13 protein-coding genes and 1 tRNA gene are annotated in these 14,396 nt (G+C 49.7%); 4 read left to right on the top strand and 10 right to left on the bottom strand.

Annotated elements, in window-relative coordinates:
- Positions 1-41: 41 nt before the first annotated feature.
- From FE845_RS11355 to FE845_RS11400, 10 genes are all read right to left on the bottom strand, one after another.
- Positions 42-1,079, bottom strand: coding sequence for a hypothetical protein (locus tag FE845_RS11355; RefSeq protein WP_200364613.1), 1,038 nt, complete (start codon positions 1,077-1,079; stop codon positions 42-44).
- A complete protein-coding gene (locus tag FE845_RS11360; protein WP_200364615.1) occupies positions 1,076-1,546 on the bottom strand; it encodes a hypothetical protein in 471 nt (156 codons plus the stop codon). Before FE845_RS11360 ends, FE845_RS11355 begins: the two co-directional genes overlap by 4 nt.
- 142 nt (positions 1,547-1,688) lie before the next feature.
- Positions 1,689-2,315, bottom strand: a complete 627-nt coding sequence (locus tag FE845_RS11365) for a glutathione S-transferase (RefSeq protein ID WP_200364617.1) — start codon at positions 2,313-2,315, stop codon at positions 1,689-1,691.
- Positions 2,316-2,372: 57 nt separating this feature from the next.
- Positions 2,373-3,401: a hypothetical protein gene (locus tag FE845_RS11370; protein ID WP_200364619.1), complete on the bottom strand. Its 1,029-nt coding sequence runs from the start codon at positions 3,399-3,401 to the stop codon at positions 2,373-2,375.
- A gap of 265 nt (positions 3,402-3,666) precedes the next feature.
- A complete protein-coding gene (locus tag FE845_RS11375) occupies positions 3,667-4,287 on the bottom strand; it encodes a hypothetical protein (protein ID WP_200364621.1) in 621 nt (206 codons plus the stop codon).
- 301 nt (positions 4,288-4,588) lie between these two features.
- The gene (locus FE845_RS11380) at positions 4,589-5,608 is read right to left on the bottom strand and encodes an RES family NAD+ phosphorylase (RefSeq protein WP_200364623.1); all 1,020 of its coding nucleotides are present in this window, start codon (positions 5,606-5,608) and stop codon (positions 4,589-4,591) included.
- Positions 5,608-6,552 (bottom strand): sce7725 family protein, encoded by a 945-nt coding sequence (locus tag FE845_RS11385; RefSeq protein WP_200364625.1) that lies wholly within the window; start codon positions 6,550-6,552, stop codon positions 5,608-5,610. The genes FE845_RS11380 and FE845_RS11385 overlap by 1 nt, the downstream gene beginning before the upstream one ends.
- Positions 6,553-6,554: 2 nt before the next feature.
- The gene (locus FE845_RS11390) at positions 6,555-7,454 is read right to left on the bottom strand and encodes a sce7726 family protein (protein WP_200364627.1); all 900 of its coding nucleotides are present in this window, start codon (positions 7,452-7,454) and stop codon (positions 6,555-6,557) included.
- A gap of 203 nt (positions 7,455-7,657) precedes the next feature.
- A tRNA-Leu gene (locus FE845_RS11395) sits at positions 7,658-7,744 on the bottom strand.
- 72 nt (positions 7,745-7,816) lie between these two features.
- A complete protein-coding gene (locus tag FE845_RS11400; RefSeq protein ID WP_200364629.1) occupies positions 7,817-8,455 on the bottom strand; it encodes a class I SAM-dependent methyltransferase in 639 nt (212 codons plus the stop codon).
- Between the two features lie 183 nt (positions 8,456-8,638).
- On the opposite strand from FE845_RS11400, the gene FE845_RS11405 reads away from it, so the two are divergent.
- Genes FE845_RS11405 through cydC form a run of 4 tightly spaced genes read left to right on the top strand, consistent with a single transcriptional unit; the run spans position 8,639 to position 14,395 of the window.
- Positions 8,639-10,066: a cytochrome ubiquinol oxidase subunit I gene (locus FE845_RS11405; RefSeq protein ID WP_200364631.1), complete on the top strand. Its 1,428-nt coding sequence runs from the start codon at positions 8,639-8,641 to the stop codon at positions 10,064-10,066.
- A gap of 2 nt (positions 10,067-10,068) precedes the next feature.
- Positions 10,069-11,070, top strand: a complete 1,002-nt coding sequence (gene cydB / locus FE845_RS11410) for a cytochrome d ubiquinol oxidase subunit II (protein ID WP_200364633.1) — start codon at positions 10,069-10,071, stop codon at positions 11,068-11,070.
- Complete coding sequence (cydD, locus tag FE845_RS11415; protein ID WP_200364636.1) at positions 11,071-12,786, top strand: thiol reductant ABC exporter subunit CydD; 1,716 nt, start codon at positions 11,071-11,073, stop codon at positions 12,784-12,786.
- Positions 12,779-14,395, top strand: a complete 1,617-nt coding sequence (gene cydC, locus FE845_RS11420) for a thiol reductant ABC exporter subunit CydC (RefSeq protein ID WP_200364638.1) — start codon at positions 12,779-12,781, stop codon at positions 14,393-14,395. Before cydD ends, cydC begins: the two co-directional genes overlap by 8 nt.
- The last annotated feature ends 1 nt before the right edge of the window (position 14,396 follow it).

Below are 14,396 nucleotides of genomic sequence, written 5' to 3' on the forward strand. Positions count from 1 at the left end.
GCTAAAAGAGAGGAGGGAATTACCCGGGCATAATTACAAAGTCACATCGTGCGAAGAAATTTTATGTATTCGCTTTCCTCTCTACCAGTCCAGCCACCGTCAAGGATATCAATAAGTAAGTTCCTCAAGCCTAGATTTTGCCGTAATGCTTGATAGGTAGCGCCCCTTGATTTTTGAACTTTCTTTAAGTAACGAACAGCTACGTCATCTGCATCCGTTGAATATTTATCCCACAGCTGTACGAAAACACTTTTTACCTTAGAGAGTTCAAAACGAGCTTCGGTATAGAGCGCTGCAGCCATTTTTTCTTCATCAACACCGAAAACAGAAGTAAATCTGGGTACAAAACGCTTAGCGAACTCCCCGTCAGGGCCAGCCATCTCCACATACACCTGATCTGCCATTATAGCGCCAAGGATTCCGCCTATAATGACTCCGGCTCCTATACCAATAGGCCCACCAAACCAAACGCCGGCAGCGGCACCACCAGCAGCACCTCCGCCAAAGCCGCCTCCAATGTTGGCAAGCTCACGCCCTGCCTGCTTCGCTTTGTTATCAGAACTTGCAATATTATAGGTTGCAAAGCATGCGGTCAGAACCCACAGACCCCGTGCTGTCTTACCCAGAGAGCGCGCCGCATTATTGACCGCTTTGTTTGGCGCACCGGACTGTTCCACTATCTTTAAATAAACGCTACTGCGCTCGGCCTCGGACAGCTCTTCAAAGGGTCTCGAATGTAGTTGCTTTGCGTATTTTTTGATTAACTCGTCGAGTCCCAGTCCCTGCGCTTTTTTAGCCTTGGCAAAGGCCCTACCGATGTCAGACGAGTTCTGCCTTGAGAACTCAAGAATCTCGTTCCGCATTTGTTGGGCAGCCCTGGCAGCTTGGTTTGCTGACAACTCACCTTTCATGTAGGAACGTCGTATACCGTCGGACATGATCCGAGTCATCTTCAGGTACTCGCCTCGAGTACGAGAATCCCTGATAAATCGATAGGAAAAATTGACCGCCTGAACCTCCAGTTGTCTGATAGCCTCTTCTGCCGCCGGATCGGTCGCATGCTTGGATATATCGGTCATAAAAACTCCCTTTTCTGTTGAACGGCACTCTCAGAAGTAGAGTCTACTTGCAAATAGTGTTTCCCAAATATGCCGTTGCTTGATCGAAAACCCTTCTGTATATACCTTGCTGGATTTCTGGTGCCTTCAGGTATCAGGGTAATTCGAATGGTCTCACCATCGTGTAATGCAATCTTGATGGTGTCACTATTCTCTGCATATACGGCGGTAACAATTCCGGGAGTGTATGGGATAACCCTGTGGGTTGTTTCCAAAAGAGAACCGTCTTCATCAATAAGTGAGACGTGGAATCCTTCCTCGAACGGACAGTCATCTGTTGTAACTACAAGAAATCGGCCGCTGTCGATACAGAACGCCTTTTCTAGAACAATGCCGCGAATCCGGGCAATGCGTTGCCCTTGCTTGTTAATAAGGGACGACTCGGTATCTGATAAGGGGGAAATAGAGAAATGCGCATATTCTTCCATGGGGGCAGCCTGTCTCCTTACAGTAGCACTGGAATTTTTGTCCAACGGACGGCCGAAGTCAACATGGAGGCAACTGCGCGGCCATATCGAACTAATATCGCCTGATCGTGCTACTGCCACCTAAGTAGGAAAAACCACCGCATCACCCCCCCTCTTGCCATGGCGGATACTTAACCATCGCCTTCAGGAAAAGCGGATGCTCCAACCAGAGTTGCAGCCAGCGTTGTAAGTTCGGATAAGGCAAACTATAAAAAGCATCTCGATCCACATGGGCGAATTGGCGGACAAAAGGCATGATGCCTATATCTGCTATGGTTGGCTGATGTCCGAGCAGAAACGGGTTTTCAGTCAGCAATCGCTCCAAAATCTGCAAAAAAGCTTCACCCCGTTGCCGATATTCCATCTGGCTCATGTCGGGGTGACGATCAGAGTATTTATAGCGATCCAGCCAGTGCTTAAACTCGTTATCGTTCTGCTCGATCAAGGCCTTGGCTTGATCCAAAACCGCTGCATCCAACAGCCCTTGCGGATCATGCTGCTCCAGAGCCCAAATCATAATATCCCGGCTCTCCTCAATCACAACGCCATCCGTAAGCTGTAAAACAGGCACTGTGCCCTTCGGGCTGATGGCGAGCATTTGAGCTGGTTTATCTTTCAGGACAATCTCGCGCAGTTCCACTTGCAGCTCGGCAAACAAGAGCCCGAGGCGGGCACGCATGGCGTAGGGGCAGCGGCGGAAAGAGTAGAGGTGGTTAAGAGAGGTGGTCATATTATCAATAGTGCTCCAAGCCGGGGTCTGGCTTCCCTATATTCAGCCTATACAGTGTCATAACGACTTGAGGCCAACTACGTCCCGTAGCTCATTGACAACCTTGGTCGAGTCGCCTCTGCCGAGGAAAAACCATGGAGCACGAGTGGCATTTCGTCCGATCAATTTCAGGCTTGCTTTCAACCGCCGGTTATCCTTTGCCTGCATGAAGCACATCGCAAATATGTTTTCACCCAGAGCCTTTTCTTGGCGGCTAAGAAAATCATTGCCTGCCTCGGTTTTGCAGAAATGACGATAAGCGTCATTAATCTCTTTCTTGACCGCTTTGTTCTCGAAGTAGGTTGCTCGTTCGGATTTTGGCAGTTGGGTCCAGTATTCAATATGGGCAAATGGGATCAGTGCATTCACGACCGGGTGGGTTGAGTTCCCGAAGTAGCGGCGCGCCCAAGCAAACATCTCTTCATGCGAGCCAAGCCATTTCTTCGTCAGGGCTGTAACAACCGTAAGGCGATAATCAATTAATCCCGGAGCCACCTTTTCACCCCTCTCCGCCCACAGAAGTAAATCGTCTTTTTGACTAAGACCGAGTTGAACCGCCATCAACGACGCGTACACAAGTGGAAACTGCGGGTCGCGGTCATGCGCCGTGTATAGCTCTGCGGCCGCTTCAATCAGATACTGCTTAAAGACATCAAACTGTTGAGCACTGACATCTTCCGCCCGTGCACCCGTCCTCACTTTGAATGCTTCGTCGCATAACTTGTCGCCGTATATGAAGCGAGCCAGCGCGCTGTCGGGGAAACATTCTGCCAAGCGGCGGGTAAATTCCAAATCTAACCGAAGCAATTCGGTGGCTTCCGCGACAAGGCTCGCACCACCATTCTCAAGGGCGATGATAAAGCCCTGAGCGTCGCCCTGATCTGCTAGTTCTTGCACTGATATCGCAGCTTCTGAGAGCGGCCTTTCAAATGCCTTTCCCGTTTTGGGTTTCCTGAAACCGAGGTATAAGTCGCGAAGGATCGACTTAAAAAACCAAACCACCACGACGAGAATCAATAATAAAAATACAATCTGCGGTACTTCCATAGCTTTAGACTTCCCTGTATATGACTTTAAACTAAGCTTTTTTGTCTGTTTTAAGAGGCGACGTCGTGAGTCTTTCCCTTGAGATCAGGTAGTACTATCAGTAAGAGTACGAATCTAGACCACTTACCGAATCTAGAAATATCCGCCTAACGGAGCGAGATTTTGGGAATGGCAAGTTGACCAGAATTAAACCAGTATAAGGTTTAGATTAACGGCCTACCTCTCCAACGACGGGCGATCAAACCGAGATAGGAGGATAATAAAACTACTGCATACAGGTGACGCTCAGCTCTTTATTTTCTTTCGCCTGAATGGTCACTTGATATCGAGCCTCAGCAGTGATCTCGGCTACTTCATCGCCACTCAGATCATAGTAGGAAACCAAGTTGATCATTTGAGGCAAGCCCTTTTCCATCGAAAGCATCTTTGTACGATCTTCCTCGAGTAGCGCGTCACACTCATCGCTAGTAACCTGTATGAATGGCGCCTCATACAAAGCGCTTATGAAAAGCCTATTTTCTTTGTCGGCTCTAAATTTGGTGTAGATCTCTCTTGGCTCACCCTTGTTTTCTTCATTTTTTGTATCGAAATCTTTCACGGCAATATACAGCATATTCAGGTTGTTGACCAAAAGCTGAAAATGGTTAACCTCGTTCCCTTCAAGCGTATCTGAGATGCTTTTTGCCTGAATTGATGATGCCGAAAAAATCAGAACCATAGCGATAAGTGTCTTCATAGAAAGCCTTTTAGAATGGGTTATAATTACAGCGTGTAAAGACAGAGCCACTATCCAGAGCGCACTTACCCCGGATACAAGTTGGAATAACTCTAGCCCATGGAAGTTCGATTCTGAACGTGGAAAACTCAATTTAACAATGTTTTTCATATCAGAAGGGCCACCTAAGGGCCAGTTGTTTGGTCTTTACTCTCGGGGTCGATACTGGATTACACGAGGACTACACGGTGGGAGGCAAAACGACCGCAGCGAACGAAAGAATTGACGTCCACATCAAGCGACTCCTGGCTCGAACGCGTCACGCGCCTCACTCAAGTCTCTGAAGTCACACAAACTGAAATCGACGCACCACCTGACGATACCGCTTATGCATGGGAGAAACTGAACAGTGAGAATTGCCCGCTATCTTGGAGCTCTGTCAATAACTGTACGAGCAAATATCAGGATTCAACTAAGGCTGAGCTTCTACAGAGACTTTCGAGACATTGTATTCAGCCACTCCTAGGCACTGAGTTATCGTAGGATTGAAGAGCGCTATATTCATACCATCGCTTACGGAACTTCGGTAAACCACTCCGTCAAAACCACATTTCTTTGCAAATTCACAGAGAAATTGGCTCGGAATATAATCTATCGCCGCAGCCTTCGGAAGCACGGGGCGGGTCAATTCGTCACCTAAACGCTCTAGAAACATGACGTCCCCTCTCAGGGTCGCAACATCATTTTCATCTTCCAGAATAAACGGTGAAACTGTTTTTTTAGGCCTCCTAAGATCAACAAATTTCAATCCTTCGGGAATTAGAAACCTACCTACTGAAATCTTTTCACCAGTGTGTGGCCTGATCTCAGAAATGGCTGTCAAGTCCGTTGAGGCAAGATACAGATAAGGTATTCCCGCGGGGTTCGCACGACCGTGCGCGGCTAAAATTTGCGGAGGAGCTCCCATTTCGTCTTCGCTATAAGGTCCAGCTGACTGAATTCGAGCTCGATAAAACGGTTCGTCGGCTCTAAGCTCATCAAAAATAAGATGAGGGAAAAGTTCCCTAAGGCGGGCAAGGTCCAAGCCCATTTCGGGAAAAAAACGGTTTCTATGTTTAAGCTCTTCCCTTAGACCAGCCCAATCCTCTAAGCTATTGGTATGACAACTGGTTGAAGGGGAGAATGGCTTTCTAACGATGTCTCCATCATCCAATATCTCCGCGAGGAGCTCTTTGGCATGGGCAATTTCCATTTGAGGTAGCTCGAAGATAGCCCAGTCTTCACGGAGCCACTCGACAAGGAGTCTTCCTTCCGGATCTGGCGAATAAATACTTAGAAGCAACTCAAAACGCTCTCTCAGGGCAACGGGTTCAACCAGCTGTACATTTTGAGAATTGCAAAATGAGCACGTACCTTCGACTCTAGATATTGAAGGTATTATCTCTCGCTTAATGTATCGGTCACCGATGCAATTGCCACAACAGAAGCGCATTATTGCTCCCGTTTTGCGAAGATTGCCAAGGTTTCAAGGTGATGTAGCATTGATAGTTTCTTCACCGTGCCTAAACCGGGGAAGTGTTTTTTTTCGTGTAAACGAACAAACTCTTTAACCGCTTCGGTCTGCCATATTTTTGAGTTTGGCTCGTTTACCGCACTAATCAATTTATCAAGTGCTTCCAGAAATTTACCAGCGGGATCTGTGGGGGTATCTTGTCTTATGGACTTAAAATGATGTACATACATGATGCTGTCTTCAGCGTCATCAATATACGTTAGATGGATAGCAACAGCATAAGCTGGCCCCCCTCCCTCGGAGTAATCATCCCCGACGATCAAGAAATCGCCAAAACCATCCACCCCTTCTTCCGAATAAGTAAGGTGTAGGTCTGAAAACTCCTCTACCTCTGGGTGCTTCCGATTGATGCGCTTCTCAAACCCGTCCCGAATCAGCACACGATCAAATTTTTTAAAATTACGTCGATATATTTTTCCGCAATTATTTTCGATGAAAATTTGTCGCGCACCTACTTTGTTTTCGATTAACCACAACAAAAGGTCTTTTGGTTTCTTAAAGCCGCTATGAATAAAAGATATCTTCTTTTCTTTAAATAGATTGTAAAGACGCTCAACCTCCTCAATCGGCGTGGTCTCGAGTAAAAGAATTCCTATAGTAATATAGGGGGAATCATTAACATCTTCTGCAATAAACTCCTGTAAATTCTCATGTTGTTGCGCATGATCCCCATATCTAGGGTTGGCAATCAGAATGCACTCTGCCTCTGCCTCGTCCAATGAAGCTAAACACCTGTTTAAACTATTAAACGATTCTTTTACAGGTTCAATAATCGGAATAAAGCCAGCACTAACTAAAACCTCAGTGCTCTCCCTGATGGTAAGCAAATCATATTGCTTACCTCGAAAAAAAGGAAAATACATACTCAAATCCATTTTTTAGCAATTTCAACTGGAAGGTCTAGAGTTTCCAGCACTCGTGATCTGTCCTTAATTCTCACGGGTGTAGTAAGCGCATTGACCTTTAAAGAGCTTGGAAGCCCCGAAATAAAGTTTTTTAAGTGACTTTGTGATCGTGAAGCTTTGAGCACCTTTACGGTCGCCCGGTGTACAGTTTTCCCGGGTATATCCTCGAAGATTCTTGCAAGCTCAGAGTACAGCTGAGTATTAGGCACACTTGGACTAACGATTCCAAGCTCTTGCAAGACATCCGACGCTTCTCTCACAGAAAGTGAATTAAAAATAGCTGAGGATATGACGTTGTTTGAATTATCCAAACCTTCTCGCACTACGGAGATCTGATTGCGTCTGGTTAAACGATGAATTCCAACTGATTCAGGTAGAATTCTCCTAGCATCTTCAACATACTTTTCAGCGAGAATTACATTTACCCTACCGAACACCTTCAAGTAGTCCGCTATTTGCCCAGGCAATCTGCAAAGCTTATCACGCTCAGACTTGACCTCGTATACGGTGGTCGTGCCATTAACCACTACAATATCAGCTTTTGATGATCCTACCCTGAACTCTGACAATAGAGCCGCAGTGTTGAGATTGTGAATGCCAAGAATGGTTTTTTTGGCTAGTACCGCCTTGTAAACGTACTCAGATCTATTTCCCCGCTTTAGCTCAGAGAAGGCTTGCTCAAACAAATCTGCGACATTGCCATGCCTAACCTGCTCAAATAGCGCGCACTGACCTGCAAGCCTAGAAAGCGCTGGAGATCTTCCTTTGGTCGCAAGCTCTCTATAAATTGACGGAGAGAAGATTCTCGCTAGTGCGACATCTCTATCCCCTTGACGTTCTGTTGTCTGCACGTGGCTCATAAATACTCACGTCGGATTATTACTGGGCCCAGTATAGTTAAACATCATTATAACCCAATGGCTAATCTGGATGAGTGCGTTTGCCCCAGCATACAGCTAATGAAAAGTGCAAACTCTCGACTGCACCTGCCTACATAGCGTCTACACAAAAAGATATCGAAAAGGATATCAACTCAAGATTAGAGGTAAGCTATTGAAAATATTGGTGCTCCGGGCCGGAATCGAACCGGCACGACCGTGAGGTCGAGAGATTTTAAGTCTCTTGTGTCTACCAATTCCACCACCGGAGCATTCGGGGGGAAGTTTTGAGGGCCAGAATTGTATAAGGCCATGGACGATAACGCAATTCAAAACGCTTTCAGTCAGAGATTCCCTTCTGTTTCAGGCTTGCGAGCGACGCCTTTGTAGATATAACCGGCTATTTTTGGTGCGTTAGGCATGTATAGGTTTTCCAATTCTTCCAGCTCAAACCCTGCTTGGCGTATCAGATCGGCGATATGGCGATTCAGGTTGCAGCCGCCTGCCAGCTTTTTCCAACCGGGGTTTATGCGATTCTGCCATTTGCGGGTGTTCTCGTGGGGCGACTCGCCGTGCTCGAGAAACAAAAGCTCTCCGCCGGGCTTCAGCACGCGCTTCATTTGCAGCAGTGCTGCGTGCCAATCAGGAATGGTGCAAAGCGTGAAGGTAAGTAAGACGGTATCCACGCTGTTGTCCTGCAAAGGGATTTGTTCCCCCGGCAGCCCTAACCATTCCACGTGGACAGGTGAACGGTTTAAGTTTGGCAGGGCTTTGCGGCGCATGCCCTCGGAGGGCTCCAGTCCGTAGACCATGTCTATCTGGTCTGGGTTGTAGAATTCGAGATTGATTCCAGAGCCCATCCCCACTTCCAAAACGCGCCCTTTTGCCCTTGGCACAAGCTGACTGCGCAGTTTCATAACCTGCCCCAAGGAGCAGGCTTTGTTTATAACGTGGGGCAGGATGCGTTCTTCGTAAAAGCTCATGCTTTTTACCATACTTGTTTTTAATCAACGGGTGCGACAATCTGCCCTATGGGTTTTGCTATCATATCCAGTAGCATGCTCTTTATCTGCCGGTAATAACAATAGAACAATTTAAGCTAAGGCAGCAGCTGAGCGGGCGCGCTGTGCTCGTTTATTGTGACGTTAACTTTACCGGGGGTTCCTATGGAACTAGATCCTCTCATCCTATCGCGAATCCAGTTCGCTTTTGTCGTGTCATTTCACGCCATTTTTCCGGTGTTCACCATCGGTCTTGCTTCCTATATCGCCGTACTCGAAGGGCTTGCCTTCAAAACCAAAAATCCGGTTTGGGTGAAGCTGTCGTCATTCTGGACGACTGTGTTTGCGGTTGTGTTCGGGATGGGTGTGGTTTCGGGCATCGTTATGTCGTTCCAGTTCGGAACCAACTGGAGTAACTTTTCTCAGGCCTCTGCCAACTTCCTTGGCCCTATGTTGAGCTATGAAGTTATTACAGCCTTCTTCCTTGAAGCCGCCTTCCTTGGTGTTCTTCTATTCGGCCGAGATAGGGTTCCGCCCGGCGTTCACCTTTTCGCCGCAATTATGGTCGCTACTGGCACCTTCATATCGTCGTTCTGGATCCTTTCAGCAAACAGTTGGATGCAAACTCCGGCAGGCACCGAATTGAGGGATGGCATTTTCCATGTCACCTCCTGGAGCGAGGCAATCTTCAACCCGTCATTCCAGTTCCGCTTTGCTCACAAGGTGATTGCTTCATTCCTTACCGGTGGTTTTGTTGTAGCAGGCGTTAGCGCTTGGTACCTCCTGAAAGGTCGTGAGGTGGAAGCAAACCGCAAAGCGCTTTCTATGTGTCTTTGGCTGCTGCTTATTCTGGCACCCACGCAGTTGGTGGTTGGTGATTTCCACGGGCTTAATACCCTCGAACACCAGCCAACAAAAGTCGCTGCAATGGAAGGAAACTGGGAAACCTCCCGGAATGTTCCGTTGCTACTTTTTGCCATTCCGGATCAAGAAAACCAGAGAAACCTTTATGAAGTTGGCATTCCCGGGCTTGCCAGCCTCATCCTGACCCATGAGTGGGATGGAGAAATTCCCGGCCTCAAGGAGGTTGCGGTAGAAGAGCAACCGCCGGTTGCCATCGTGTTCTGGTCGTTCCGAATCATGGTTGGGCTAGGAATGCTGATGATTTTGTTCGCTCTCACCGGCCTTGCTTTGCGCTTTGGTGACCGCTACTGGCGCTCCCGCTGGTTCCTGCAGAGCATGCGCTTTATGAGTGTTGCTCCATTCATCGCGGTGCTGACCGGTTGGTTCGTAACAGAGGTTGGGCGAGCACCTTGGCTTGTGTACGGCATGATGACTCAGGCAGAAGCTGTCACACCATCGCTGACCGGTGGCATGGCGCTGTTTACGCTGATTGGCTATGTGGTTGTGTATTCGTTGGTCTTCACCGCTGGTGTTTATTACCTAATGCGTGTGCTGTACGAAGGAATGGAAAGCTCTCAACACGAGCCGGATATTCAGTCGGAACGTCCTAAGCGGCCTATGTCTGCGGCACACACCGAATTTGAGCTTCACGACTCGAATGAACAGCCGACCAAACAAGGAGGGCACTGATTATGGAACTGCTTGATCTAGCATTGGTTTGGGCGTTTATCATCGGTTTTGGCGTCATCATGTACGTGCTGATGGACGGCTTTGATCTGGGTGTGGGAATCCTGTTCCCGTTTGCTCCTTCGGAACAGGATCGCGACGTTATGATGAACTCTGTTGCGCCCGTATGGGACGGCAACGAGACCTGGCTGGTACTCGGCGGCGCCGGGCTTTTGGGAGCCTTCCCGTTGGTGTACAGCATTCTGCTACCGGCTTTGTACATTGGCGTATTCCTGATGCTCGCTGGCCTGATCTTCCGCGGCATTGCCTTTGAGTTCCGCTTCAAGGCCCGCAGTTCGCGCTATCTGTGGAACTGGGCGTTTGCAGGTGGCTCTACCGTGGCAGCATTCGCTCAGGGCGTTGTCGTTGGCACTTACATTGAGGGCTACGAAACAGCTAACGGCGTGTTCACAGGTGGCGCCTTAGATTGGCTTACCCCCTTCACTGTACTGACTGGCCTTGGCCTGCTTGCAGGTTATGCGCTGTTGGGGTCGACCTGGCTGATCATGAAAACCGAAGGCCGGTTGCAGGAGTGGGCCTATAAAATCACCCTGCCCCTTTTGGCGGCCGTGCTTGTGGTGTTCGGTATTGTCAGTATCTGGACACCGTTTATTGACGATATGGTTCGGGAACGCTGGTTCTCAAACCTGAGCATAATCTGGATATTTCCAGCGCTGACTCTGCTGTGCGCTTTCCAGATATTCCGGTCGGTGCGCAACCGTTTTGAAGGTATGCCATTTGTAGCCACGATGGGGTTGTTTATTACGACCTATCTTGGATTGATTGTCAGCCGTTGGCCCTATCTTGTGCCGCCCGACTACACCTTATGGGACGCAGCCTCAGCATACGATTCGCAGCTGTTCCTGCTGATCGGCCTGTTGATTGTGATTCCTTTTGTACTGGCGTATACCGCCTGGACCTATTGGGTGTTCCGGGGTAAAGTGCGCGCCGGGGAGGGTTACCACTAAGTGTCAAATCCAGCTCTTGACCAGCGCGCAGTCCGGCGCTGGCTTTCAGGGCTTACAAGCGGCAACCGGCGCTGGATTCAGGGCACGGTTGCTGCAGGTACTCTCGCGGGCGTAGCGACTATCGTACAGATGGTCTTTCTGGCGCACATTATTCATCTTGGGGTTATTGAAAAAGCGTCAGCTTCGGCGCTAGCGCCATTTTTTATCGGGCTTGTACTGGCCATTGTGTTTCGGGCGATTGCTCAAGGTACTCAGGCCCACCTAGCGGCCCAATGCAGCCAACAGGTGCGCCGCACTGCCCGACGACAGATTCATCAACATTGGCGCAACAGCGGCCCTCTAGAGCTGGGGCAAATCTCTGCGGGCAGTTTAGCCCGGGAGTGGATTGACCACGTCGACGCGTTGCATGGGTACTTCGCCCGTTTTTTGCCGCAGATGGCGCTATCTCTTGTTGTTCCGCTACTGATTCTGGCTCTGGTGTTCTATCTCGACTGGCTTGCCGGGATCTTTTTGCTTCTTTCCGCGCCGTTGATTCCCTTTTTTATGGCGCTTGTGGGTATGGGCGCGGAAAAGCTCAACCAGCAGCATTTTGAAACCATCAGCAGGTTGTCTGGGCAGTTTTTGGATAAAGTGCGCGGCTTAACCACTCTGCAACTGTTTGGGCAAACCGAAAGTGCTGCAGAGGTGATTGAGCAGCGGTCGGACCACTACCGTAAAATTACCCTGAAAACACTGCGCGTTGCGTTTTTATCCTCGGCGGTTCTGGAGTTTTTCGCCTCTGTGGCCATTGCCATTATCGCCATCTACATTGGTTTTGGTCTTCTGGGCTATATCACCTACGGCCCGTCTTCTGATTTAACCCTCTTCTCCGGGCTTTTGATTTTGCTGCTTGCGCCTGAGTTCTTTCAGCCCTTGCGCACGCTTTCGCAGCATTACCATGACCGGGCCGCTGCTCTTGGCGCTGGTGCAGAGATATTGGCCAGATTGGGTGAAGTGGAATCACCTATATCAGCCGCAAGCGCAGAGATAGAAAATCATCATAATGCGCCTTCTAGCCCCACCCCCATTGCCCGCATCGAAACGATTGAATTAAGCGGCGTATCTCTGGCTTTTCGTTCAGGCCATAAGGTTTTGGACGATGTATCTCTGGTCATCCGAAAAGGCGATGTTATTGCCCTAACTGGCCCATCCGGAGGCGGGAAATCCACGCTTTTGAATCTTATGGCGGGGTTTCTTACGCCAGACAGCGGCGAAGTTCACTTGTTTGGCCAGCCAGCGGGAAGCTTCGCCTTCGGCTGGCTCGGCCAGAGCGGCTTTCTCGTGCAGGGTACTTGGGCCGACAACCTTCGGTTAACCAGCCCAAACTCGTCCGATATAGCGATTGAAACCGCATTAAGAAATGTTGGTCTTGGCCCCCTGCTGGACAGCCGGGAGGAGGGTATTTACAGCAAGATTGCAGAAGATGGTCAGGGCTTATCCGGTGGTCAGGCCAGGCGTTTGAGTTTGGCGCGGATTTTTGTGGCCAACTACGATGTGATCCTGCTGGATGAACCCACTGCCGGTCTCGACAGCGACAGTGAAATTTTTGTACTGGAGGCGCTCCACAAGCTTGCTTTAGCCGGAAAAACATTGATTTTTTCTACCCACCATCAGGCGCTCTTGGCACTCGCTAACCGAGTACTGCTGGTGTCTGCCGGGGAGGTTAACGATGTTTGAATTAAAACCCTGGCTGAAGTTGATCTACCGGCGCCCGGGACGGCTTTTTGTCGGCGCTTTGCTGATGCTAGCCGCCCTGCTCTCCGGCCTTGGTTTGCTTGCGCTTTCCGGGTGGTTTATCACTGAAACCGCCTTAGTGGGCATTCTTCTGGCAGCCAGCCTACCCGCCACAATAAATCTGTATGTACCCGGCGGGGGTATTCGTTTTTTCGCCGTATCCCGAACGGTTTCCCGCTATGTGGAGCGACTTTATAACCACGATACCGTGCTCAGGCTGTTAACGGACATTCGGGTAGCGCTGTTCCGTAAGCTTGCGGCTACCGGCCGCGGCCAGAGGCGAGAGTTAACCGGAGCCCAATGGCTATCCAGGCTGACCAACGATGTTGATGCGCTGGATACTGTGTACTTGCGCCTGATTGCACCTGCGGGCTTAGCGGCGTTTGTAACGCTGTTGGTCTTCGGACTGGCTTGGTTACTGTTTAATATTCAGATTGCTGCAGGCATCGCACTCATACTCAGCGCAGCATTTCTGCTGGCAACGCTGGCTGTTTATGTGCGAACAGCAAAAATCTCCTCTAGCCAAAGTGATCAACAAGAAGCGCTGCGAATGGCGGTTGTGGAGCACTTGGAAGGCTTTGCAGAACTTACCGCAGCGGGGCGCACGGGCAAGCACGGCGCGTGGCTTTTACGGCAGGCGCATCAGGTGTCGTCAGAGCAGGTAAAAGCAGATACCCGTACCGGATGGCATCAGGCTGGCTCCCTTTTATTAGTAAATCTAACTGCTGTGTTTGCGCTTTGGGCGGGCTTTGAACTATTCCGCTCGGGAATCATTTCCGAGCCGGTTTTGGTTCTGCTGCCTATCGCCCTGCTCGGCCTGGCAGAAGTGTACAACATGCTACCTGAAGCCTTCAGCAAGCTAGGGGCGACTCAGGCTTCTGCTGCGCGCCTAAATCGCGACTGCAGAGAGACAAGACCTCAAGCTGGTTTGGAACCCATTAAACTGCCTGCAGACACGGCCCTGCTGGCCAAAGACCTGACAGTGAAACATCCCGAACATTCGCCGATTTTTACGCATTTTAATCTGCAGGTGAAAAAGGGAGAGCGGGTTGGTGTTCTTGGGCACTCAGGCAGCGGCAAGTCCTCACTTGCCGATGTATTTTCAGGCCTACTGACTCCATCGAACGGCGGCTGTGCGAGCCTTCCCTGTTCTTACCTAACCCAGAAAACTGTCTTGTTCGAAGACAGCTTACGGGCAAATCTATTGTTGGGCGCTCCGGATGCAAGCGATGCGCAGTTATGGAGAGTTTTAGAACTGGTGGGTTTGGCGCAACGGTTCCTTACTGAAAAAGATCAACTTGATACTTGGTTGGGCAATTCAGGAAGCCGCTTGTCGGGCGGTGAGACACGTCGTGTTGCTCTTGCCCGGGTGCTTTTGAGCCCCGCCTCTTTGCTTATATTGGACGAGCCTTTTACGGGCGTTGATGCAGCCACGCGGGAGAAAATTATTGAGCAAATGGATGCGTGGTTGGAAGGCAAAGCGGTTATTAGCTTGGCTCACGGGCCGGACGCCCTACCGGGCACCGACCGCGTGGTTCAGCTTACGATTTAAA

The sequence above is a fragment of the Marinobacter sp. 1-4A genome (genome assembly GCF_016597725.1).
In the GTDB taxonomy this organism is placed as follows: Bacteria; Pseudomonadota; Gammaproteobacteria; order Pseudomonadales; family Oleiphilaceae; genus Marinobacter.